This is a genomic window from Amycolatopsis sp. NPDC059235 (assembly GCF_042754125.1).
Classification (GTDB): Bacteria; Actinomycetota; Actinomycetes; order Mycobacteriales; family Pseudonocardiaceae; genus Amycolatopsis; species Amycolatopsis albidoflava.
The window spans coordinates 31,771-54,372 of the sequence record NZ_JBHZAG010000012.1 but is presented as its reverse complement, the minus strand read 5'-3'; the positions used below and the strand labels follow the sequence as shown (position 1 = coordinate 54,372).

The window sequence follows — 22,602 nt, the reverse complement described above, 5'->3', positions numbered from 1 at the left end:
GAGCCCTCCTCACTGTCGTACAGCTTCTCGGAGAAACGTTGGTTGAGCTGACGACGGAGCGCAGGCTCGCCGTGGTGTGGAGCGTAGTGCAGTCGAGGGCACGGTTGAGCTGATCACTCTCGGCTCAGCTCGCTTTCTGGGCACTCCGACCGGCACCCGGTATGACGTTCCGCTAGCCCGCTTTCTCGCTGCGTCTCTAGGCTGAGGCGCAGACAGGGTAGGGATGTGCGGCCCGCGCCGGGTCGGTGGTAGCGCTTGGCGTGGGAGCAGGCGCTTGAGAGCGACGTCAGTCGCCCACCTACACTCGGAGATCACGATCTGCGCGAAGGGGCTCCGGTGCGTACGGACGTAACGTGCCGGGGAAGGTAGCGGAGGGACTTGAGATGGACATCGAGGATGCTCGGCAGTACCTGATCGCGGCTACGGGGCGTAAGACACTTCGCGACGCCTTGGAGTGGCTAAGGGGAGATCGCACACTGAGGCAGTCACCGAACAGTCGCCGGCTCTTCTCGGCGCTATCGGCCGTTAAACAGGAGCATCCAGATGCGGACACAAAGCGGCTCGGCGAGGAGGCCTTTCGCGTCTTCTGCCGCCGTCAGTTGAACTCTGGAACGGGCATCGCGGCCGGCCTGATCGACGTCGACACAGTAGTTCGACCGCAGCGCTACCGCGATGACCTGGCGCTAATCACGCAGTATACAAAGAGTCTAACTTTAGTCGATATCTCGACAGCTGCGGTTCAGGCTGCCTTGCGCGAAAGTCCTACTGTTATCGACACCCTCTGCGCCGTGGCGGGAATCACCTTCAAAGAATTGAAGAGGCGGACACCCTCTGTTAAATTGCCGAGCGCGCCGGATGGACGGTGGAATAGTCATCAGATTACCGAAGCGTTCCAGGTTATCGATGCAATTGTTCAGGGTCGTATCGAGATGGATTTTCCGCGCATGACGGCAATGCGCCCAGTTGAACTATTGATCGGTGCAGGCAATGTGGCCGCAGGCTGGGCACAGGTACACGTAATGTTCGATACCGGTGTTAGTTACGAAAACCTGCTAGCTCAGCGGGTCGTCGGCACAGCCTGGGGAGCTCACAAGAACCGAACGTCCTCGAAGATGCAGGAACCAGTATTCTCGCAACTTCGGAACGTTCTCGACACGCATCAGATTGGCTACGTCGAAGTGGGTAGGACGGCGAAGCTGAGGAAGCCCCTTCAGGACCTTGTGAAGCAGGGTGCGGCTAAGGGCGACAGCAGCTCGGCGGTTAGTGACGCTCTCGGGAAGGTGAAGCTGGTCGCGACAGCGGGTGAGACCAAGTTCGCCATCGCAGTGTCGGTGGCGAACGACCCTGGGACCGCCAACAAGAGCGGTGCGAGCCTGGCAAAGCTGCCACGGAGTCTCATCGTGCCGGCGGTAGCGGTCCTGGCTGGCTCAGGTTGGGCGGACCGAACGGAGTCGATCGACGTCGTGGAGGCGTTCGGTGGTCGCGTCTACACGGACTTGACCCTCGAAGCCCTCGCCCGGGAACTCGTTTCCCCAGGCCAGTCGTAGGGTAGCTCGGTCTTGTCGGTGGCGGCGTCCATAATGACGATCGCCCGTCGCACTGCACAGCAAGAGAGGCTTCCGATGACGCCCATAACCAGGCAAGCCCGCCGCGATCTGATCGCTACTCGCCTGGCCGCGGCTGAGACGAACCAAACGAGCGACCGTCGGTCCCTGAAGTGGCGTGGTTTGGATGTTTCATGGCCTGAAGTGCAGATTCCTGTCGATCATGCCCTGCTGAATCCGCACAGCCACCGCATCAAGCCGCAGGTCCAATCGGTTGCTTCACGGCGTCAGGTGCTGAGCGACGATCCCTTCAGCGAAGAAGCGCAAGAGATCATCGCGGAGATCATCCGGAACACGCCTGGCTACGCCCGGATCAAGGCTGAGCTGGCGCGCGATGGCCAGGCTGAGCCGGGAATGATGACCTGTGAGGGCGTGTTGGTCAACGCCAACACTCGGCTGGTGGCGCTGCGCGAGCTCAAGTTCAGGAATATCAAGGTTCAGGTTATGCCAGCAGACGCTAGCCCGGCCGAACTAACTGAACTTGAGCTGATTTTCCAGATGCGCCGTGATGTAAAACAGGACTACTCATTCACGGCACAGCTGCTCTTTGTCCGCGACCTTGTCGATGCCAGCTGGTCCCCTGAAAGCATCGGCCTCGCCATGGATCGTTCGCTCGATGATTCACGGGAAACTCATCGTAAACAGGCCCGACAGAAAGTTGAAGCCGATGATCGGATTCTTAATATCATCGGAGAAATTATCGAACGATCTTCGGGGAATCTAACCTACGAATTCTTCGACGACAAACAACAGGCGCTCAGCGAGATCGACGCGGCGTATCAGGGGCAGAAGGAAAAAGACGAGTCGCTCGCAATGCGGGAGCGCGAGGCTAAGATCGCAGGTATGTTGGCTGGCCTCGACTATCGACGGATCCGCCAGATTGACGATACGTACCTAACGGACTATCTGTTGCCGGCGCTCGATGAAGAGGAGATCTTCGCGGGACATGTCGCGATATTGACCAGCCGGACGCAAGATTCTTCGGCTGTCGATGGCTTATCTGGCCTGGATGTGCTCGATGATATCGACGCAGGATCTTCGACAGCTGCGTCAGAAATCTCGCTGGATCCCATTATCAATGCGTTGACGGCGACGGCTGATGATGACGATGTTGTCCTCAAGGGGGGAATTGAAGACGAAGAGCTGCGTGTCCCGAAGAGGTCGTTCGCGGCATCGATCAATCGGGCATTCCAGACAGCGGCCGACATCAAAGATCGTGATAGTCGCGGGCAAAACCTTTTGTCGTCGCCGATGAGGCACCTCGACAACGCGGCTAGAGAATGCGACCGTGTCATCGGCGCGATCAAAGAGATTTCAGATGCGCGTCGACTTGACGTGCGCAAGCTGCGTCGAGCATATGAAGGCTACTTGCGCTCGCACGACGAGCTCGTGATCACGCTTGAGCGTATTGGCGCAATTGATCCTCGGGCGGATAGACCGTGACTATTGCACCGCAGCTGCGCCTGGTGTTGGGGGTCCAGAACCCGCCGATAGTTGTCGCCGAACGCGACAACTTTGTGCCTGATAACTTTTGGGCGCAGTTGCGTGAGATCTGGGGATACGACGGCGATCCAGCAAAGCGTGTCCGTGTGCCGCTTTCCCGATTCCGGACTAACCTGACGTGGTTGAAGTCGGCATGTCAGCGCTACGGGGTTGGGATCGATTGGGATCCACGGGTCGTCGCGCTCGTTCGGCAGGCGACCGAGGAGCGCCAACAGTTGGACAAGGCTGTCAACAGCGTCGCAGGATTAGCTGTTGACGAGGTTGAAGCGCGTCTTGCCGGCTCGCGCTTTCGACGGTCGCTCAAGCAATTCCAATTGCGGGACCTTGGGCGGCTGCTTGCGTTACCCAATGGTGCAAACTTCTCGGTTCCGGGGGCTGGCAAGACGACAGTTGCATACGCCACATACGAAGCTGAGCGGGTAGCTGAACGTGTGTCCCAGATGCTCGTCGTCGCGCCGATATCTGCCTTCGACTCATGGCAGAAAGAAGCCGACGAGTGCTTTACGTTAGATGATGTGCCAGCTGTCGGCGTCTATTCCGGTGACTATCTTAATAATGTCGAAATTCTGGTTGTCAACTATCATCGATTGGCGAGTAGATATAATGACATCGCAAAATGGGTGAGTCGAGAGCCGACGTTGGTGCTGCTTGACGAAGCTCATCGGATGAAGGCCGGGCGAAGCGGAACCCACGGTAGCGCCTGCCTAGACATCGCATTTTCGGCAACGCGGCGGGATATTCTGACAGGCACGCCGGCTCCTCAAGCACCCTCGGATTTCGTGGCACTTCTCGATTTCCTCTGGCCCGATCAGGCCAGGCGCTTGTTGCCAGCAGATGCGCTCCGCAGCAGGCCGCCAGACGACGCGATGCATCGAGTTGGCGACGCAATCAAGCCGCTGTTCGTGCGAACAAGGAAGCAGGAGCTGGGGCTGACACAGCCTGTCATGCGGCTTCGTCATGTGGCCCTCAAGGGACTCCACCGAGATATCTATTTGGCGCTGCGCGACCGCTACGCGGGAATGTTCAACATGACGATGAGTGATCGCGCGGAGCTCGGTCGCATGGGCACCGTCACGATGTACCTCCTTGAGGCAGCCAGTAACCCGCACCTCCTTGCGGCAGGCTCCAGCGACGATGATCCGCCGGTCTTTCGCCACCCACCATTGCCGGTCCAGCCTGGAAGCCGGCTGTGGGACCTCATTCAGCGCTACAACCAGTACGAGACACCGCCGAAGATCGTCGAAGCGATGCGGATGATTCGAGAAAACGCGGAGGCAGACCCACCGAGGAAGACGCTCGTGTGGTCTAACTTCGTCCGCAACCTCCGCACGTTGGAGAGGATGCTCGAGCCGTACAAGCCAGCCCTCATCTACGGGGGAGTCCCGTCCGAGCTCAATCGCCCGCTCGTCGAACGTACACGTGAAGGAGAGCTGAAGCGCTTCCGCGAAGACCCCGGGTGCATGGTCCTGCTGGCCAACCCAGCAGCAATGAGCGAGGGGGTCAGCCTGCACCTGGACTGTCACGACGCGATCTACCTCGACCGGACGTTCAACGCAGGCCAATACTTGCAGAGCATCGACAGGATCCACCGCCTGGGACTCCCCGATGACGTCGAAACAAGGCTGACGTTCTTGGTGACGGCGAGCACTATCGACGAGGTCGTCGACGAGCGGATCGTTATCAAAGCCCGTGCCTTGAGTGACATGCTCGATGATCCGGACCTCGTGACCATGGCGCTCCCTGGCGAGGACGAGGATGAGTACGGCGCGGTCCTCGACGAAGTTGGAGACGTTACGGCTGTGCTCGCGCACCTGCGCGGGGAGGCTTGATGTCTCAGCGCGAGAATCCGACCTACGGACAGGCTTCGCTACCGACGGTTTTCCAGTGCAACGCCGCCTTTTGGGCGGCTAAGGCTCTCGACGTCACTGGAAGTACCCAGGAGGCGCTGAACACAAGCTACAATACTTTGCCAACAGGCGGTTTGTATGACCAACGGTCCTTGCTCGCCGGTCAGCAGCTCTTGCTCAGCTACGAGCTGATAGAGCAGCGAGGGACGTTGCTCTTTCCCGGTGAGTTGTTAGTCGAGTGGCAGGGCATGCCAATCGATCCCTTTACAGAGCTACTCGTTGAACACGTACTTGTCAAGCGCAAAGACCTGTGGCTGCCGAGCCTCGCTGGCGAGGATCAGGTCTTTTGGGAACGAGTGCCGAACGATGCAACGAGGCTTCTGCAGTCGGCTTTTATCGAGCAAGCACAACGCGATGCGTTTGTGCTGTCAGTTGCACAGAAAGTTGATATCGAGCTCCTGAGTGCGATTGGCGCAGAAGGGGAGGAGGTTGTCGTTTCAGACTGTCGTAAATATCTCGCTGATCGCGGCCGCGAGGACTTGGCTGTTCGTGTTGTTCGGGTTAGTTTGCGGGATGACACTCTGGGCTACGACGTGTCAAGTCCTGATTGTATGGGCCGACTCCATCGCCTTGAAGTAAAAGCTACTCGATCACTTGGCGACAGCGTCGATTTCTACATCAGTCGCGGCGAAGCAGAAAAAGGGCAATCTGACCCGATGTGGGCTCTTGTCGTAGTTCGGCAGGATATCATCTCGTCGCCGGACAATATGTCAATGCACGTCGCTGGCTGGTTGCCGTACGGCGAGATTGCACCCTCTCTTCCTGCGGATGCTCCGCCGTGTCCGAATCGCAAGGGAAAATGGCAGTCGGCGCGAATATCGGTTCCGGAGAAGTCTCTCTTCGGCGGGCTTCCGTTCGATAGATGATTGTCGCATTTTCTATTGATTGAAGGAGTGTCTCGTGTAGGGTTGCAAGACGGTATGCAGGCGATAGTCAGTCGATCCGCGGCCCCGAACACGATCGGGTGGGTTGATCAACACGCCGTGTCGTCACCGGTGGACGACGCGGCACAGGGCATGATTGAGGTATGACGGTGACAGTCACGACAAGTCAAGGCGCGACCAATGATGGTGGGGCGTCTGACCTTGCGTGGAGGTTGTCCGAACCGCTCCGCAGCCCTTTGCGGCACCTGAACCCTGAGGAGATCAGCTCGGCGGCACGCGTGGAGAGCAGGAATCGCGAAGTCCATCTTCCGCCGATCAGTACGTATAGATGGTGGGCACGCAGGACCGCAGCCGTCAACGGAGCTATCATCGATGCCGTCAGCATGGATTCGCCTGACCGTCGTCTGTTGATTGCTGACATGTTCGCTGGAGGCGGGGTCATCCCTCTGGCTGCCGTGGTTCGAGGTCATCAGGTCTACGCTCAGGACTTGAATCCGTGGGCAGCCGACGGACTGTCCGCGATGCTGGGCTTGCCGGCACTGGACGCGCTTCAGGAAGCCAAAGCGACGCTAGAGAAGTGGTCCGATACCTTCATCCAGGCTGCCTACGGTACAACGTTGTCGGATGGGGAGCCTGGTCAGATCTCGCACACATTCCGGGTTGCAGCATCGCGGTGCTGCAACTGCGGTGAACGTGGCCGAATGTTTCCACATGCGCTTGTTTCGCTTCTGGTCCGGCGAGAGAGGGATCAACCAGAAGCTTACCTCGCGTGCCCGCGAGGCCACCTGTTCCGCGGCGACTCATCACGCGAATTGCAGAAGTGCCCGCACTGCGGGGACCGCTTCGACACGGCAAAAGCCTATACGGCTGGACGCAAGATCAAGTGCTGGGCGTGCGGCAATGTGGACCGCTTAGTGCAAAGGGCTCCGACCTGGGAGTGGGAGGTAGTTCTCGTCGAACGTAGCCGACACCGTTTTCGAGAGCTGGCTATTCCGACTGAGGCGGAGAAGTCCGGGGCGGATTCAAGCATATGGCAACCAAGTCGCACTCTCGGCGAAATCCCGGATGGGCAAGAGACAAGAGTTCTCCTCAGGCATGGGTTCGTGACATGGGACCAATTATACCCAAGTCGCCAGCGTGCCATCATGGAAAGATTGCTAGATAATGCCCAGCGGTGCTCGCCGGACCCGGCTGTTAATAGAGCTATTATGATGGCGATCATAGGTACGGCTGAGATGGCTGGTCACTTGTCTCGTTGGGATAGGTACTACCTCAAAAGCTATGAGTCCATGGCAGGACATCGGTTCAACTTGACTACATTTTCCGTTGAACCGAATGTATGGGGCGCGCCATCTAGCGGCCGAGGAACGGTGACGCGCCGGCTGGCGCTGCTCAGCAAGGCCGCGTCTTGGTTGCACGGAAAGACTGGTCGCGAGCTCGCGATTGACGGGCCGATAGCGAGCAGCAAGCGTCTGAAAAGGCTTGAGTTAGATGCTGACGTCCGCGTTGTTGAGGGCTCCTCTGAGCGGATTCTTTTGCGCGACGACTGTGTTGATCTTGTGTTGACAGATCCGCCATATCACGATGATGTTCAATACTCTGAACTGTCGATGCCACTCAGGGCATGGGGAAAGTTGGCCGGAGGGCAGCTGATTGGCGAAGCGGTTGTGAACGCTGCTACTGGTCAGCTTGTGGACGACGGCGCGTATGAAGACCTTTTGGTTCGAATTTTCGATGAGACCGTCCGGACGCTTCGTTCAGATGGTCATCTAATCTTCAGCTACGCGAATCGTAGTCCGAGGGCATGGACTGCGCTCTTTGCTGCCCTTCAGCGCGCTGGGCTTCAGGCTCTCGGCTGCACAGTAGTGCACAGCGAGAACGAGACCGACCACGCCAAACGAGGTGTGCGCGCGTGTACGCTAGATCTGATCATGGATCTTGTTCCCATCGACCGGAATCGTCACGTCGAAAACCATTTACCTCCACTTCGAGGTAATGATGGCAACCTCGACGAGGTTGAATTCTTGCAGATAGTTGTCGACTATTTCATGAGAGTCGGTTCACTGAACGGCAACTGGAAAGAGAAAATGCGGGATGCATTGCGCGGATCCATGTTCCTAAAGTTTGCTGGTGCAGTTGAATGAGCTGCCGATGTTGCCGAGCCTGGAAGACTTACGGCTGGTATTCGGAGCACTACTGAATGAAACTCTGACTGCATCTAGTTGCACAGCGCCACCCGCTAGGATCGGTTTGTGCTTCGGTGGGTGGGGTCAGGGCACGCGTGATGAACTGGTGCCGTCAGCGCATCGCGTGCGCCTGCGACAACGACAGCTCGCTGATCTACCGCGGCCGAATGAACCGAGAGCGCCGGCCGGACGCGCCAAGCTGCCTAGCTCGTTGGCGCGTGCAGATGTTGCGTTGGCTGCACCGGACCTTGTCGGCTTGATGTCTAGGGGCTTGGGTTGGTTGCTACCGTTGGCAATTTGGAGAGTCAGGGCCACGGCTTGACCTCGGCGTGAACAGCATCCAAAGTGACTGAACCACGGAGCCAAAGGTGCTTGCAGGAGAAGCGGTGATGGCTGGGGTATCCAGGGATGGCGACGAGCTTGTCGGGCTTGTCGAGGTAGCGGAGATGGCCGGGATGAGTCGGGCCGTTGTCTCGAACTGGCGTAACCGAGATCAGCGTTTCCCTGCTCCTATCGCGGACCTCAAGTCCAGGCACGTCTTCCGGGTTGATCAAATTAGGCGGTACTTGAAGAGGCGGGTGACTCATATGGCAAATGTAGTCGCGACCATCAATCTCAAGGGTGGGGTCGGCAAGGCAACGACCACTGTCGCACTGGCGGAAATCCTGTCCGGTGAATACGGGAACGCGTCCTCTGCGTGGATCTTGATCCACAAACCAACCTGACGACCGTGCTCGTCGGGGAGGAGGCTTGGTTGAAGCTAAACCAGGACGGTCATACTCTTGCGACTCTATTTCGGGATGCCCCTGAGGCCGGAAGGTGAGCCGCCAAAGTTCGACCTCGGGAAGACGCTCCAGCGCAGGGTATCCTCGGTGTGAGAAGTCAGTCGAGTTGACCTGTTGCCTTCGTCGTTGGATCTGATTGACGTGCAAGATCACCTTGGGGCAATGTCGTCCGGAAAATTCTTTGCGAATAACCCGACTGATCTTATTCGTAAAGCAATAAAACCGATTATTGATGACTATAACTATGACTATGACTATGACTACGTGTTGGTGGACTGTCTGTCAAATCTGGGTATAGTGACTCTTAACGATCTAAGAATCTCGGACGGTTGCATTATTCCGACCATGCCGGACGTGCTTTCGACCTATGGCATTCCGTAGCTTCAGAAGCGTGTTGGCGAGTTTGCTGAGTCTATCAGTGAAGAGATTTCCGAGATCGGAATCGTGATCACTAATTTTCGGGCAGTGTCGAAGGTTCACAATAACACGGTCAGTCGTCTTGAGGGAAATCCGACCCTGCCTGTGGTAATGAAGTAGTTTATCCCTGAGGCGGATAATATTGCCGCATCTGCCGAGTTCGCTGAGCGGGGTACTCTTCGGTAAAAGTATGGGTATCAAGGGCAGTTCGATGTCTTCAACGCGCTGACGAAGGAGTTCATAATGCTGGTTGAGGAGAGTGCCTGATGGGTCAGGGATCTGATGGTCGTGGGGATCGGGCTGCTTCGGTATCGTCGGCTTCGAGCCAGCTTCCCCTGGAAGTCCGAGGGGCCACTGAAGCTCTCTTAAGGCTCGCTGAAACAGATCCGGCGCTCGCAGGGCGGCTCGCCAGGTTGATTCGAGTGGTGGCGGCCGAGGCCGGGAGAACTCAGAGGTTTAGTCGCGCTCTATCGAAGGCGCTTGAAGTGTCATCCGCCGAGGTTGGTGGACCCGGCGGAGAGCGAAGTGCCTCCCGCTTGCGCAACCGGCGAGCTCCTGGAGTGATTGACCTATTTGCCTCATTCGCCCGAGAAGGGCGAATCGGGGCTCCGCGCCAGCTTGGCTGCTCTCGAGCTGGAGCAGCTGCGAGATGTTGTCGCGGAGCACGGGTTGGATCACGACCGGCTGGCGATGAAGTGGAAGGATCCACAGCGGGTGATCGAGAGGCTTTGGGATCCACGCTGCGGGTGAACAGTTTCGGTAGGTAGTTTCTTGGTACGCGTTGAACTTTCGCCCGCGCGTGTGGAAGGCATCCACGGGTCCGCTCGCCATTGTTCTTGGGGAAGCAGGCCTCGTCCGGAGGAGCCTCGCCCCCGGATACCCCGGGGGTGGGTCACCTCGCCATGCAGGGCACTCCGGCCGGGGTTCGTTCGTTTGACCTTCCGGGTAGCTGATCCCCGTACCGGAGGTGGCGCGTTGTACATCTATGCCCGGCGTCGTTCGCTCACATTCAGCGGCAAGCAGGTGACGATCAGGGCCGCGATCAAAGACGGCCTGTTCGGCGCGAACAAGACGCACAGTTTCAGGGTCAGCAGGATCAGCGGGGTCAGCAACACCGAACCCCGCGCGTTCAGCCCGGGGTGTCTCAAGTTCAAGGTGACCGGGGCGTCGACGGCGGTGATCGAGAACCCGGCCTCCGGCGGCGACAAGGCCGATCTGTGCACCTTTTACTACAGTTCGTCCGACAGGAAGAAGGTGCGCCGGCTGGTCGAGGAGATCAAAGCCCTGATGCCGAAGTAGCTTCGTCCGTACGCTGGGCTCATGAGCGAAGAGCTTCCGCCGGTCGGCAAGACCGCGGTTGGGGTGGCTGGGCTTCGGGCGTTGGAGAGCGGGCGGCCGGACCGGTTGTTCGAGGATCCGTACGCGGGCGCGTTCTTCCATGCCGGGCGCGCGATCTTCGAAGGCAAGGAGCGGGATTCCCGGCTCGGGATGGTGTTCGCGCAGCAGGTCGCGATCCGCACCCGGTTCTTCGACGACTTCGTTTCCGGCGGGACGCAGACGGTGCTGCTCGCGGCCGGTCTCGACGCTCGTGCGTTCCGGCTCGACTGGCCGGACGGCGCGCGGGTGTTCGAGGTCGACCTGCCGGACGTGCTCGCGTTCAAGGAAGCTGTGCTGGCTGAACAAGGCGCGCGGCCAAGGTGCGAGCGAACGGCCGTCCCGGTGGATCTGCGGGACAACTGGGCCGCTGCCTTGGAAAACGCGGGATTCGACCCCGGTCAGCCGACGGTTTGGCTCGCCGAGGGGTTGCTCATCTACCTCAGCCGGGACGAGGCGGAGCGGCTGCTCACGACCGTCACCGAGTTGTCCGCGCCAGGCAGCCGGATTTCCTTCGAGCACCGGCCGGACGGTGAGCGGGATGGGCTGCTGGATCAGGCTCGCAACGTCGGCGGCGAGGTCACGTCGCTCTGGCTCGGCGGGCTTGCCGGCGACGCTCCGAAGTGGCTCGCCGAGCATGGCTGGCGGCCGGAAACCGTTACTGTCGCGGAACTTGCTGTCCAGTACGGACGCGAGCCGTTGGACATCACGCGCGGCGGATTCGTGACCGCGACCCGCTAGTTTTCTTCCTGCAGCACCGGTGTTCCGAAGGCGTCGAGGAAAGTCGTTGCCTCTCCTATGGTCGCGACGCCGCGAGCGACCGCTTCGGCGATAGTCCCGCACGCCTCTCGGACCGCCGGTTCCGCGGATCGGTCTCCGGCCAGCAGCGCGACGGCCGCCGGGGAAACGCCTTCCGCGATCAGCATGACCCGCGCCGCGGTCTGATCTGCCAGCCGGTCAAGGAGATCCGCCAGATCCAAGCCGACCGACGCGGTGCGGGCGGCGGCTTCGGCGGCTTGCCGGTAATGCGCGTCCAGTTCGTCGGCGCTGCCCCGGAATTGCGCGGCCGGTTCACCGCCCCATTTGCGTTCCGCGCTGTGCGCCCCGCGTTCGAACTCCAGACGGGCCATGACCAAAACGTCGCGGCCGCCGGACAGCGTGCGCGCCGATTCGCGGATCGTCTGCGGGGAACAGTCGATCTGCCTGAGCGCGGCGATCGGGTCCGGTGCGCCGATCACGGCGGCCGCGGCGCCCAATGAAGCAAGCCCGGCGGCCGCGTTGTCCAGCGCCGGGTGGAGGAACGGCATCAACTCAGCAGCGCCGTCGCGATCGTCGGGCGGTGGTGGTGGCCGCGGGCGGCCATCCGCAGCTGGCCGGCGAGGTCGGACGTCGCGTCGCCGAGGATGCGCGCGTCGACGTCCCGCGCGGCGAGCGCGGCCTCCCACCGGGCGGCGATTTCCCGTGCGGGCGCGGAAATCCCCCACGGTGTCGATTCGAGGCGGGCTTCGGAGAACCGGCCCGCCGCCCGGTCCGCGTCGGCAGCCGCTCGATCGAGCGCGTCCGCGGCGGCGTTGAGCCGCTCGCTCGTCGAACCTGCCATCGGGACCTCCGCTTCCGGGAGAGCGCGAACCGCGGTCCGCCACCCTCTGGAGAGATCTAACCCCATCGAGGCGGCCCGGGTCACTCGGCCGGGCGTGCGACGATTCCACATCGTGGGGATCCTTGACCGGGCGTTCCCCGCACCGCCAGAATTGGAGTCATGCCAGAGAACCGGGAAGTGCCGCTAGCCGGCCGTGCCCCGGCGCGGTCGGACGGAGAGGGCGTCGCCGCCCTCCTGAGGCGTCGCGGTCGTCTCGGCTCTCCTCCCGCGTAGGCGATTTTCCGCTGCTGCAGCCGAATTCACCTATTCTTCCGGGAGTACCGCCATGTCTGTAGACCTGCCTGCCCGCCTGCGCTCGTCCGCCACGCCGGACGACGGAATCCTCGAAGGCCCGCGCGTGCTGCGCCGCCTTTCCGGTGCCGAAGCTCCGTACGAACTTTTCACTCTGCGCCCGCTCGGACGAGTGATCGGCGCTGAAATATCCGGAGTGGACCTCGGCGCGCCGGTGCCGCCGCCGCTGCGTGCGGAGCTGAACCGCGCGCTGCTGGAGTGGAAGGTGCTGTTCTTCCGCGACCAGCACATCACGTCGCAGCAGCAGCGCGCGTTCGCCGCGAACTGGGGTGAGCTGGAAACCAACCCGTTCATTCCGCGGGGAGATTCCGACCAGGTCGTGCGGTTCACCCGCACCGCCGGGATGCCCGGCTACGAGAACATCTGGCACACCGACGTCACCTGGCGGCCGAATCCGGCGCTCGGCTCGGTGCTGCGACTGGTCGAGGTCCCGCCGATCGGCGGCGACACGATGTGGGCCGACATGGCCGCCGCCTACGACAACCTGCCCGCCGACGTCCGCGAGCGGATCGACGGCCTGACCGCGGTGCACGACTTCATCCCCGGTTTCGACCGGTTCACCGACCCGGATCTGCTGGCCCAGTGGCAGGACGCGTACCCGCCGGTCGAGCACCCGGTGGTGCGCACCCATCCGGAGACCGGACGGCGGACGTTGTTCGTGAACCAGGCGTTCACCACGCACATCGTCGGCCTCGACCGCGCCGAAAGCGACCGGCTGCTGCGGTATTTGTTCCTGCAGGCGCACACGCCGGAGTTCCAGGTGCGGTTCCGCTGGGAGCCGGATTCGGTGGCGTTCTGGGACAACCGCGCGACGCAGCACTACGCGGTCAACGACTACCACCCGCACGTCCGGATCGCGGAGCGCGTCGCGATCGTCGGGGATCGGCCGTATTGATCAGCGGGTGACTCCGGTGAGGACGGTGTCGACAAGTCGTTCGAGGTAGGCGTCGTCGGCGGATTTCGCACGGATCAGAGTGTGGAACCACAGGTTTCCGCCCAGGAGATCCATGATCATCTCTGCATCCGCGGCGTCGGCTAGTTCGCCTCGGTCGCGGGCGCGGTCGAAGACGGCCTGCTCGCGGCCGAGGCGGTCGGCGAAGAAGCGTCCGGCTGCCTCGGCGGTGGCGGGACGGTCGGGCAGCGCGGAGACGACGGCCGTGATGACGCGCCGGTTCGCGGGATCGGACAGCAGTCGGTGGATTTGCTTCGCCAGTGCGAGGAGATCGCCGCGCAGGGAGCCGGTGTCGGGGATGGCGAAGGTCAGCTCCGGAGCCTGGACCAGGGCATCGGCGAGGACCTCGTCCTTGGTCGCCCACGTGCGGTAGATCGTCGTTTTGTGCACTCCCGCCTGCGCCGCTACAGCCTCGATCGTCAGTGCGTCGTAACCGCGTTCGGCCAGCAGCGCGAGGGTCGCGGAGAAGATGGCGTCCGCCTTGCGCGGGCGGGAGGCAGTCCGGTCCATGGCCCGATCCTAGCCAGTTTTGCAACGGTGCGTTGCATTTGGCCCTGGCACCGTGGTAGACCCGAATGCAACGATCCGTTGCATTCGGAGGTGGGGGCATGAGCGACGTTCTGCCGATGGTTTTCGTACACGGCATCCGGCTGTCCGGAGCATGTTGGGAGCAGCAGAAACGCCTGGCACGCGGCCGAATCGCCGCGCCGGACCTGCCTGGACACGGGACGCGACGCGGGGAGCGGTTCACTCTCGAAGGCGCGGTGGACGCGGTCGCCGAGGCTATCGACGAGGTCGGTGGCCGGGCAGTTCTGGTCGGGCATTCGCTCGGCGGCTACGTCTCGATCGCGACCGCGGCCCGCCATCCGGATCGGGTCGCTTCCCTGGTGGGAGCCGGATGTTCGCTCGCGCCGAGTTCGGTGCTGCGCGGCGGTTTCCGGTTCGCCCGGCGCGGCTTGGCGACGACTGCTGACGACGGTGCGTCCTTCAGTGCGTGGCTGCTCCGCCGGGTTCTTCCGGCCGAAGTCGCCGAGCCGGTCATTGCTGCGGGAGTCGCGTCCGAGGTCATTCCCGACGTGATGGAAGCAGCTGCCGGGATGGACCCGCTAGCCGACCTGGCGCGGTACCCGGGGCGGGTACTTCTGCTCAACGGCCGCCACGACCACTTCCGACTCGGCGAACGCCGGTTTTTGGCTGCCTGCCGGGACGGGGCGCTGCAGATCGTGCCGGGGGCCGGTCATTACCTGCCGCTCACTCACGGAGAAACGTGCGCGCGCGCGGTGGACGGCGTCGCGTCGGCTCTCGTCAGCGGATAGTGCTCACGAGTGGCGAGGCGGGCCGCCTTCCTCCCCCTCCCGCGCTCCCCCGCGCGGTTAAGGCGGCGCCTCGCCACTCGCGAGGCTTCCCCGGGGCAAATCCGTGGAGCCGCGGTCGCGGGCGAAGCGGAAAGTCCCGCGCCCGCGGCTGTTTTCCCGGGTGGTGGCACCCGCGCACTCGACGACGGTCAACCCCCACGTGACCGTGTCGCCTCCCCCGCGAGGTGCTACCCGTGAGCCCGGGATGCGGCCCGAAAGTGGTCTGGGCCACAGTTTCCGCGCTCATCGGTAAGGTACTCCCGCCCGGTACCGGTAGACCCCGGGCTTGAGCTGCATTTAAGGCAGATGCGCCGTCCGGGTGACGGCGGGACAGGCGGTCTAGCCGCGAAGTCCTTCGACGGTCGCGAAGCCGTCACTGACCGTCACGTTCGTCCCGCGCCGCGCGGACAGCTCCACAAACCGCCGCAGCGCGTCGTCTGCGTCCGCTCCCGTCAACGGTACGCATTCGTTGTCTTCGTCGCGGCGGATCGGCACTAATTCGACTCGCATCTGCTCGCCGACGACGCAGCCGGCGAGCAGTCCGTCGCGGTGCCGGTCGCGCATGGCGGGCCAGTCGAAGACGAGGTTGCCGAGGCTGTAGAGGATCGGGCAGCCGCGGTAGACCTCGACCGGTTGCACGGTGTGCGGACCGTGTCCGACGACCAGGTCGGCGCCGGCGTCGATGATCGCGTGCGCGTAGGTCACCTGGTACTCGGTCAGTTCTTCGCCGGGGATGCCCCAATGCATCGACACCACGACGTGGTCGGCCTCGGCGCGGGCCCGGCGGATGTCGGCGAGCAGCAGCTCCAGGTCGCGGCGGACCGGCGTGGTGTGCACGATCGGCGGGCGGCCGGGGACGTCCAGGACGCGCGGATCCGGTTGGTACGACGTGTAAGCGCTCGCCACGGCGACGCCAGCGGAATCCTCCGTCGCTTCTTGTCCGACCGGCCAGCACAGCGAGGTGTAGGCGAGGAACGCGATCCGGCCGCCTGGGCGTTCGAGGATCGCCGGCGCGTGCGCTTCGGCCAGGTTCGCTCCCGCGCCGCAATGCGCGATTCCGGCGCGGTCCAGCACGGCGAGGCTCGCCATCGCCGCGGCTGGCGGGTAAGTGACGTTGTTGGCCACCGACACCACGTCGATCTCGGCGCCGGTCAGCGCGGCGACCATCTCCGGCGGCGAGTGCCGCCAGTTCGGCTTGTGCGGGATGTCCATGCCGGTTGAGCCGGACAGCGGTCCTTCGAGATTCACGAACCGCACATCGGCACCGGTGAGCAGTGAGGTCAACGGGTGGAACGCCGTTTCCGGGTTCGCGCGGCCCTGCAGGTTGACGTCTCCGCCGAGTACGAGCGTGATCATTGCGTCAACCCGTCCAAAGGAGGAAATCCCTCCAGCTCGTTACGAATCGTTGCCCTTTCGTCTTCCTCTGCTTCGCTTGTTCGGGGGACGATGCCTCGACCGTTGACATGCAGAGGGGACTCAGGGTGACCATATCCCGTCGTCCCGCCGGGGGCCGCAGCGCCGGTGGGGCAAGACTGACCAGAGGCGCGGTTGCCGTCTCCGCAGCTGCTCTCGTGCTTGGCGGACTGGCCGCACCCGCTTCGGCGACACCGAGCGCGGACGCTCTGATCGCCGAGGTCTACGGCGGTGGCGGCAATTCCGGTGCCACGCTGACCAACGACTTCATCGAACTGGCCAACCACGGCGGCGCGCCCGTCGCGCTCGACGGCTACAGCGTCCAGTATCTGCCTGGTTCGGCGAGCGCGTCGAGCAAGTGGCAGGTCACGCCGCTCGCCGGGTCCGTTGCGCCGAAGGGTCGCTACCTCGTCGCGGAGGGGAAGGGCAACGGTGGCACGGTCGCGCTGCCGACGCCCGACGCGACCGGGGCCATCGCGATGTCCGCGACCGCCGGGACCGTCGCTCTCGTATCCGACAGCGCGCCGCTGACCTGCAAGACCGCTGCCGATTGCGCGGCCGACAGCCGGGTCAAGGACCTCGTCGGCTTCGGCGATGCCGTTGTCCGCGAAGGAGATCCGGCCGCCGCACCGTCCAACACGACCTCGGTCGCGCGCGCGGCGACGCTCGCCGACACCGACAACAACAGCGCGGACTTCGCGGTCGGCGACCCGACGCCGACCAACACCAAGGGCGAGACCACCGGCACGCAGCCGGGCGAGCCAGGTGTTCCGGCGAAGATCCACGACATCCAGGGCACCACGCGGATTTCGCCGTTCAAGGACAAGCAGGTCGAGGACGTCACCGGCATCGTCACCGCGGTTCGCAGCTTCGGCTCGGCGCGCGGGTTCTGGATCACCGACCCGCATCCGGACAGCGACCCGCGCACCAGCGAGGGCCTGTTCGTGTTCACCGGATCGACCACCCCGGACGTGGCGGTCGGCGACGCGATCACCGCGCAGGGCAAGGTCAAGGAGTACTACCCGGACGCGCCCGCGACCTCGAACTACCAGTCGCTCACCGAGCTGACCAGTGCACAGTGGACGGTCGACTCTTCGGGCAACCCGCTGCCCGCCCCGACCGTGCTGACGCCGGATCAGGTGCCGGATGTGCTGGCCCCCAACGCGGGCGGCAACATCGAATCGCTGCCGCTCGAGCCGTCGAAGTACGCGCTGGACTTCTGGGAATCGCACGAAAGCGAGATCGTCCAGGTTTCCGACGCGCGGGTGGTCGGCCCGAGCAACAAGTACGGTGAGCTGTACGTGACGACGAAGCCGCAGCAGAATCCGACGCCGCGCGGTGGCACGGTTTACCTCGGCTACGACAAGATCAACACTGGGGTGCTGAAGGTCCAGTCGATCATTCCGTCCTCGCAGCAAGCGGCTCCGAAGGTCAACACCGGTGACGTGCTCACTGGCGTCACGTCCGGTCCGGTGGAGTACAGCAACTTCGGCGGGTACACGCTGTTCGCGTCGAAACTGGGTGCGGCCAAGGACAACAAGCTGCAGCGGGAGACCACGCGCAAGCAGCGTCCGGGCGAGCTTTCGGTGGCGACGTACAACGTCGAGAATCTCGCGCCGTCCGATTCGGACACCAAATACGCGCAGCTCGCGCACGGCATTGTCGACAACCTCGCGACGCCGGATATCGTTACCCTGGAGGAAATCCAGGACAACAGCGGCGCGACCGACGACGGCACGGTTGATGCGGACGAGACGCTGAAGAAGTTCACCGACGCGATCGTCGCCGCCGGCGGCCCGCAGTACCAATGGCGGCAGATCAACCCGGTGAACGACGAGGACGGCGGACAGCCGGGTGGCAACATCCGCGTGGGCTTCCTGTTCAACCCGTCGCGAGTGTCCTTTGTGGATCGTCCCGGTGGCAGCCCGACTTCTTCGGTGGGCGTGGTTTCCGATCATGGCAAGGCGCACCTGACGCAGTCGCCGGGCCGAGTCGATCCGGGCAACGGGGCGTGGGAGGACAGCCGCAAGCCGCTGGCAGGCGAGTTCGTGTTCCGCGGCCGGACGGTTTTCGTGCTGGCCAACCACTTCAACTCCAAGGGCGGCGACCAGCCGACGCATGGCCGCTACCAGCCGCCGACGCGCAGCTCCGAAGTGCAGCGGCAGAAGCAGGCGACGGTTCTGCAGGGCTTCGTGGCGCAGTTGCTGGGCGCGGACCCGCGGGCGAACGTCGTGGTGGCCGGGGATTTGAACGACTACCAGTTCTCGCCTGCGCTGGCGAAGCTGACTTCGGGTGGGTTGTTGAAGGACCTGATCGCGACACTGCCTCCGGCTGAGCGGTACAGCTACGTTTTTGAGGGTCAGTCGCAGGTGCTGGACCACATCCTGGCTTCCGCTGCTCCGCGCGGTGTGGATTACGACGTGGTGCATGTGAATGCTGAGTTCGCGGATCAGGCCAGTGACCATGATCCGCAGGTGGTTCGGTTCCGGCCTTCGGCGGGGAATCCGTTCGCGGACCTCGCGAATGACGTGCTCGACCAGTTGGACCGGTTTCTGCACCGTACGGCGTAGCTAGTTGTTCGTGAGGGGAACCCTGAGGGAATCTGATTCCCTCAGGGTTCCCCTCACGGCTGTTGCTTCCTGGGGCGATCCATCTGTCCGCGATTGCCTGGATGGTGGATGGCTTCCGCGATCTTGGGAAGATCTTGAGGCAGGGCCTTCGCCGCGAAGGTTCTCGCCGTCAGCCACTTAAAGAGCGGCCGGGCAATGCTTCCTAGCAGCGTTCCGGACGCGGCAACAATTGCCGCGACTTCCGCCACTGTTGCCGTCACGACGTACGCCTCTCCCTGCGTAGATCGCCCCGATCCATGACCGCGGGCGATGTCACCGGCTAGAACTGGGCGATGTCTATCTCGAGTAGATCTGTATGCATTTGAATACAGAAGTCACACGAACGCGTGAACCGTGACTTCGTGGGCCGGATACTTTCTGGGTTGGCGTCGCTCCCACGCCGTTCGGGCGGGTTGAGGCGTCTCCGGTTCTGGCATGGACGATAGAGTTGGCCGACTGAGTTTCAGTCGTTCAGTCCACTTTCTGACGCGTTTCGCCAGCCGAGTGCGCTAGCTGTCTGGGACAGGGCTTTCACGGCTTAACGTTTCGCGCGCCAGCCGAGCCCCAGCACCGCCTGGACCAGCTCCTGGTAACTCGGCTTGACCTCTTCCAAATACCGGTCCAAATACTGCGGCCGAGCCGTAGTAACCGGCTGCGGATCATCCAAAGCCTCAACGAAATTCAGCCGCGAAACATTGTGCAGCGCCATCTTCCACCACCGGCTAGCGCGCTCTCGGGTCTTCTCTTCCCGATCCTGCGCGGCGACCACTGCGGCTTGGGCGTCCGACAGCTGGCGTTCGATCTCGTCCGCCCGTGCCAGTTCCCAAGCGCGCAGACTGTCCGCCGAACCCCGGGCCAGGCCGACGATTTCCTTGTACCGCATAGCGGGGCTGGTGGTTCCCTCGGTCACGGCGTACCTCCCGCGGTCGGCTCGGTTTCCGGGCGCTGGAACGGAATGATGACTTCCGGCGCCCCGTGCGTGGTGCGGTCGAAGAACAATGCCCGGCCCGGCCGCGGCGACCAGTGCACAACCTGGCCCGCGGCGAATGGCGACAGATCGTTGCCCTGGACGTCCAGCGCGGCCCAGGTCCCGATGTCGTCCGTGCCGCCGAAGCCGAGCGTGTCCTTGAGTCGCGCGATGCTGCGCCACCAGCCGATGGTGTGCACACCGTGCGCGGGGCCGTTCTTCAGCAGCAGGCGCAGGTGGTCGAGGCCGCTCTTCAACTGTCCGACGGCTTTGGCTTCCAGTGCAGGCAAAGCAGCGTCCACTCCGTACAGCAGCAGGATGCGTGGCGTCGTCGTGGAGAGTGACTCGACGATTGATCCCAGCTCGGTGGAGAGGTCTTCAGTGAGTGTCGCGAGATGACCTTCGGCTTCTAGGCGGCTCTTCAAGTCCAAAACCGCGGGGGAACTGGCCACAATGGGGCAATGGAGCAGGAATTCGACCTGTCCGAGCTCAAGCTGCCGGGAAAGCGATCGCGCGGCTGAGTCCATAATGGACAAAGCCTCCGCGGTCGCGCCGCCGAGTACCGCGATGTTTCGGCCGGGTACCCGAGGCAGCTCGACGCCGCAGGCAGCCTCGGTGACGTCGATCGACTGACCCAGGATCGCCCGCGGCTGCGGACTCGGCTTGAGCTCCATGAACGCCGGGAACTGTTCCAGCACCGGCGAATGCGCACCGTCGAACAGGCGGGGCCGGGAGAATCGGCCAGCGTAGAGTTCCCACAGTTTTTGCTGCAGGTTCACGAAAACGTTGCGAGTGCTCGCATCCGGCACGTGCGCGAGCTGGTTCCCGTGTGCGACACCGGAATCGTGGTTGATCACCGCATGCCACTTAGGTGCGGAAACAGCCGCGTTGTTCGTCTCTGCGAGCACCCGGCGCGCCTTCGGCATGGCGATGCGCAAGGTGCACTGCTCGAACACCGCGGGCTTACCCCAAAAAGCTTCGATACCGGCGACATCCTGGCTGGCCAGCACCAGATGGATGCCCTGCGAACGCCCACGGCGCGCGATGTCTTCGAGCAACTGCGTGGCTTGCGCGGTGACCTGGTCACGTCCGGCGAAGAGGTACTGGAATTCGTCGATCACCGCGACGATCCGCGGCCAATGCCCGCCCGGATCCTGTTCGCGCAGGTCAGCCAGGTTGGTGACCTCGTGCTCCTTCGCCGCGGCGGAGCGGCGACGCAGTTCGTCGGCGAGGAAACGCAGCAGTGCCAACCCGAATTCGCGGTCGGTGTTGACGTTGACGCCGACCAGCTTCGCGTGCGGCAGCCAGCTGGAGTCCTTGCGACCGGGTGCGAGACCGGCGAACGAGACGCCTTCCTTGAAGTCCAGCAGGTACAACGCCAGCTCATCGGGCGTGTAGCGCGCGGCGAGACTTCCCAGCAGCGCGTACAGGAAGTTCGTTTTCCCCGAACCGCTCGGGCCGCCGATGAGGGCGTGCGGGCTCGCGTCGCCGATCACCACTTCGACGGCTTCGCCCTCATGGAACCCGATCGGCGCGCGCAGTTCCCGCGCGGAACTCTCCTTGCCGATCTCGGCCGGCATCAGGTCGGCGAACGACCTGGGCCCGCCTTGGCGGGAAATCAGCGCTTCGGCGATGCGGTTCGCCGCGCGGATGACCTGCCCGGACGGCATCGGCGGATCCAGGTCCACGACCAGGTCGCTGCCGGTCATGCTGCTGACCGCGCGGCGTTCGTCCAGCAGGCTGAGCGTTTCGATCGACGCGCTCACCGCGGTGGGCACGTCCACCAGGATCAGGCAGATCCCGGCCGTGAGCGCGCCGCTGGCCACGCGCTTGAGGTCGCGCGCGCGTTCCGCGTCGAGGGTTTCGCCGTTGCCGTACAGCACCGCGATCCGGTACGGCTCCAAGCGCTGGTTGGTCGCTTTTCGCAGTTCCCGCAACGAGGTGTGGCCCGCCTGCATGCCGGTGGCGTGGATCCGGCGGATGTGCCCGGCGAGTTCGTCGAGCAGATCCTCCAGCCGGGTCGGGTCGTACAGCGACAGCGCGCTCGTGCGGCTGAGCGGGTACAGGTCCGGCAGGATCGCGGTGAGCTGGCCGACGTCCCACAGGTGGATTTTCACCGCGCCGGGCTCGAACGCCGACAGCACGCGCATCAGCAGGCCCTGCACGATTCCGTCCACCACCGGCCGGGTTTTCGGCGCGGAGGTGATGGCCAGGTGCGATTCGTCCAGCAGCGGCACGGCGACGTCGAACGTGCGCGAGATGTCGCGTCCGGCCGCGGTGGCCGAACCGACCCGCCACAGCCCGGGAGCGGTGACGCCGGAGTTCGTGCCGACGCGGCCGAGCCATTCGCTCGGCGGCCGCCCGGCCGGGCCCGGCGCGTGCGCGGCGACGAGGTCGCGCAGCTCGCCGGGACCGGCGCTCCAGTCGGTGTAGAAGGCGGTGCGGGTGCCGCCGAGCGCGGCGAACACCTCGTGCGCCGCCGGATGCCGCGCCCATTCCGTCTGCTGGGCCGGGTCGGCGTGATCCATGCCGACCCGGACGATCTCCTGTTCCAGCGTCAGCCGCGCCACCTCGGCCTCGGCCATTTCGCGCGCGCCGACCGCGGCCCCGAGCACGAGCCCGATCTGGTGCCGGACCCGGTCGAGAGCGGTTTGCACACGGTTGCGTTGCTCGGCTGACTTGCTGGCCATCTCAT

Annotated in this window: 17 protein-coding genes and 1 pseudogene; 11 read left to right on the top strand and 7 right to left on the bottom strand. The window is 63.4% G+C overall.

What is annotated here, in order from left to right; translation table 11 throughout:
• Positions 1 to 383: 383 nt before the first annotated feature.
• The 8 genes and pseudogenes from ACFXI3_RS11150 to ACFXI3_RS11115 all read left to right on the top strand — a co-directional run bounded on the left by ACFXI3_RS11150 (position 384) and on the right by ACFXI3_RS11115 (position 11,401).
• Complete coding sequence (locus ACFXI3_RS11150; RefSeq protein ID WP_378399421.1) at positions 384 to 1,547, top strand: hypothetical protein; 1,164 nt, start codon at positions 384 to 386, stop codon at positions 1,545 to 1,547.
• A gap of 75 nt (positions 1,548 to 1,622) precedes the next feature.
• Positions 1,623 to 3,047 (top strand): hypothetical protein, encoded by a 1,425-nt coding sequence (locus tag ACFXI3_RS11145; RefSeq protein ID WP_378399420.1) that lies wholly within the window; start codon positions 1,623 to 1,625, stop codon positions 3,045 to 3,047.
• Positions 3,044 to 4,936, top strand: coding sequence for an SNF2-related protein (locus ACFXI3_RS11140; RefSeq protein WP_378399419.1), 1,893 nt, complete (start codon positions 3,044 to 3,046; stop codon positions 4,934 to 4,936). The genes ACFXI3_RS11145 and ACFXI3_RS11140 overlap by 4 nt, the downstream gene beginning before the upstream one ends.
• A complete protein-coding gene (locus tag ACFXI3_RS11135) occupies positions 4,936 to 5,880 on the top strand; it encodes a protein NO VEIN domain-containing protein (RefSeq protein WP_378399418.1) in 945 nt (314 codons plus the stop codon). The genes ACFXI3_RS11140 and ACFXI3_RS11135 overlap by 1 nt, the downstream gene beginning before the upstream one ends.
• A 401-nt stretch (positions 5,881 to 6,281) precedes the next feature.
• On the top strand, positions 6,282 to 8,042 hold the full coding sequence (locus tag ACFXI3_RS11130; protein WP_378399417.1) for a hypothetical protein: 1,761 nt from the start codon (positions 6,282 to 6,284) through the stop codon (positions 8,040 to 8,042).
• Positions 8,043 to 8,977: 935 nt separating this feature from the next.
• Positions 8,978 to 9,250: pseudogene (locus tag ACFXI3_RS11125) on the top strand (AAA family ATPase); the annotation flags it as partial.
• A 969-nt stretch (positions 9,251 to 10,219) separates the two neighbouring features.
• Positions 10,220 to 10,585 carry a hypothetical protein gene (locus ACFXI3_RS11120; RefSeq protein WP_378399416.1) on the top strand — a complete coding sequence of 122 codons (366 nt, stop codon included), beginning with the start codon at positions 10,220 to 10,222 and terminating at the stop codon, positions 10,583 to 10,585.
• A 21-nt stretch (positions 10,586 to 10,606) separates the two neighbouring features.
• Positions 10,607 to 11,401 carry an SAM-dependent methyltransferase gene (locus ACFXI3_RS11115; protein WP_378399415.1) on the top strand — a complete coding sequence of 265 codons (795 nt, stop codon included), beginning with the start codon at positions 10,607 to 10,609 and terminating at the stop codon, positions 11,399 to 11,401.
• Here the strand turns inward: ACFXI3_RS11115 and ACFXI3_RS11110 are convergent.
• Both ACFXI3_RS11110 and ACFXI3_RS11105 read right to left on the bottom strand, forming a co-directional pair.
• A complete protein-coding gene (locus ACFXI3_RS11110; RefSeq protein ID WP_378399414.1) occupies positions 11,398 to 11,967 on the bottom strand; it encodes a hypothetical protein in 570 nt (189 codons plus the stop codon). The genes ACFXI3_RS11115 and ACFXI3_RS11110 overlap by 4 nt on opposite strands.
• The gene (locus ACFXI3_RS11105) at positions 11,967 to 12,260 is read right to left on the bottom strand and encodes a hypothetical protein (protein WP_208720114.1); all 294 of its coding nucleotides are present in this window, start codon (positions 12,258 to 12,260) and stop codon (positions 11,967 to 11,969) included. Before ACFXI3_RS11105 ends, ACFXI3_RS11110 begins: the two co-directional genes overlap by 1 nt.
• A 325-nt stretch (positions 12,261 to 12,585) precedes the next feature.
• On the opposite strand from ACFXI3_RS11105, the gene ACFXI3_RS11100 reads away from it, so the two are divergent.
• Positions 12,586 to 13,506 carry a TauD/TfdA dioxygenase family protein gene (locus ACFXI3_RS11100; RefSeq protein WP_378399413.1) on the top strand — a complete coding sequence of 307 codons (921 nt, stop codon included), beginning with the start codon at positions 12,586 to 12,588 and terminating at the stop codon, positions 13,504 to 13,506.
• On the opposite strand, the gene ACFXI3_RS11095 is transcribed toward ACFXI3_RS11100, so the two are convergent.
• Positions 13,507 to 14,073: a TetR/AcrR family transcriptional regulator gene (locus ACFXI3_RS11095; protein ID WP_378399412.1), complete on the bottom strand. Its 567-nt coding sequence runs from the start codon at positions 14,071 to 14,073 to the stop codon at positions 13,507 to 13,509.
• A gap of 98 nt (positions 14,074 to 14,171) precedes the next feature.
• Here ACFXI3_RS11095 and ACFXI3_RS11090 point away from each other — a divergent pair, with 98 nt between their 5' ends.
• Positions 14,172 to 14,879 (top strand): alpha/beta fold hydrolase, encoded by a 708-nt coding sequence (locus ACFXI3_RS11090; protein WP_378399411.1) that lies wholly within the window; start codon positions 14,172 to 14,174, stop codon positions 14,877 to 14,879.
• A gap of 378 nt (positions 14,880 to 15,257) precedes the next feature.
• On the opposite strand, the gene ACFXI3_RS11085 is transcribed toward ACFXI3_RS11090, so the two are convergent.
• The gene (locus tag ACFXI3_RS11085; protein WP_378399410.1) at positions 15,258 to 16,274 is read right to left on the bottom strand and encodes a CapA family protein; all 1,017 of its coding nucleotides are present in this window, start codon (positions 16,272 to 16,274) and stop codon (positions 15,258 to 15,260) included.
• A gap of 215 nt (positions 16,275 to 16,489) precedes the next feature.
• On the opposite strand from ACFXI3_RS11085, the gene ACFXI3_RS11080 reads away from it, so the two are divergent.
• Positions 16,490 to 18,901, top strand: a complete 2,412-nt coding sequence (locus ACFXI3_RS11080) for an endonuclease/exonuclease/phosphatase family protein (protein ID WP_378399409.1) — start codon at positions 16,490 to 16,492, stop codon at positions 18,899 to 18,901.
• Positions 18,902 to 18,954: 53 nt separating this feature from the next.
• Here ACFXI3_RS11080 and ACFXI3_RS11075 read toward each other — a convergent pair whose 3' ends face one another.
• The 3 genes from ACFXI3_RS11075 to ACFXI3_RS11065 all read right to left on the bottom strand — a co-directional run bounded on the left by ACFXI3_RS11075 (position 18,955) and on the right by ACFXI3_RS11065 (position 22,597).
• Positions 18,955 to 19,161 (bottom strand): hypothetical protein, encoded by a 207-nt coding sequence (locus ACFXI3_RS11075; protein WP_378399408.1) that lies wholly within the window; start codon positions 19,159 to 19,161, stop codon positions 18,955 to 18,957.
• A 317-nt stretch (positions 19,162 to 19,478) separates the two neighbouring features.
• Positions 19,479 to 19,850: a hypothetical protein gene (locus ACFXI3_RS11070; protein WP_344266039.1), complete on the bottom strand. Its 372-nt coding sequence runs from the start codon at positions 19,848 to 19,850 to the stop codon at positions 19,479 to 19,481.
• A complete protein-coding gene (locus ACFXI3_RS11065) occupies positions 19,847 to 22,597 on the bottom strand; it encodes an FtsK/SpoIIIE domain-containing protein (protein ID WP_378399407.1) in 2,751 nt (916 codons plus the stop codon). Before ACFXI3_RS11065 ends, ACFXI3_RS11070 begins: the two co-directional genes overlap by 4 nt.
• Positions 22,598 to 22,602 lie beyond the last annotated feature (5 nt).

Coding starts and splice junctions, on each gene's coding strand:
- ACFXI3_RS11150 (WP_378399421.1), top strand. CDS start 384: ATGGACATCGAGGATGCTCGGCAGTACCTGATCGCGGCTACGGGGCGT.
- ACFXI3_RS11145 (WP_378399420.1), top strand. CDS start 1,623: ATGACGCCCATAACCAGGCAAGCCCGCCGCGATCTGATCGCTACTCGC.
- ACFXI3_RS11135 (WP_378399418.1), top strand. CDS start 4,936: ATGTCTCAGCGCGAGAATCCGACCTACGGACAGGCTTCGCTACCGACG.
- ACFXI3_RS11130 (WP_378399417.1), top strand. CDS start 6,282: ATGGATTCGCCTGACCGTCGTCTGTTGATTGCTGACATGTTCGCTGGA.
- ACFXI3_RS11115 (WP_378399415.1), top strand. CDS start 10,607: ATGAGCGAAGAGCTTCCGCCGGTCGGCAAGACCGCGGTTGGGGTGGCT.
- ACFXI3_RS11110 (WP_378399414.1), bottom strand. CDS start 11,967: ATGCCGTTCCTCCACCCGGCGCTGGACAACGCGGCCGCCGGGCTTGCT.
- ACFXI3_RS11105 (WP_208720114.1), bottom strand. CDS start 12,260: ATGGCAGGTTCGACGAGCGAGCGGCTCAACGCCGCCGCGGACGCGCTC.
- ACFXI3_RS11100 (WP_378399413.1), top strand. CDS start 12,586: ATGTCTGTAGACCTGCCTGCCCGCCTGCGCTCGTCCGCCACGCCGGAC.
- ACFXI3_RS11095 (WP_378399412.1), bottom strand. CDS start 14,073: ATGGACCGGACTGCCTCCCGCCCGCGCAAGGCGGACGCCATCTTCTCC.
- ACFXI3_RS11090 (WP_378399411.1), top strand. CDS start 14,172: ATGAGCGACGTTCTGCCGATGGTTTTCGTACACGGCATCCGGCTGTCC.
- ACFXI3_RS11085 (WP_378399410.1), bottom strand. CDS start 16,274: ATGATCACGCTCGTACTCGGCGGAGACGTCAACCTGCAGGGCCGCGCG.
- ACFXI3_RS11065 (WP_378399407.1), bottom strand. CDS start 22,597: ATGGCCAGCAAGTCAGCCGAGCAACGCAACCGTGTGCAAACCGCTCTC.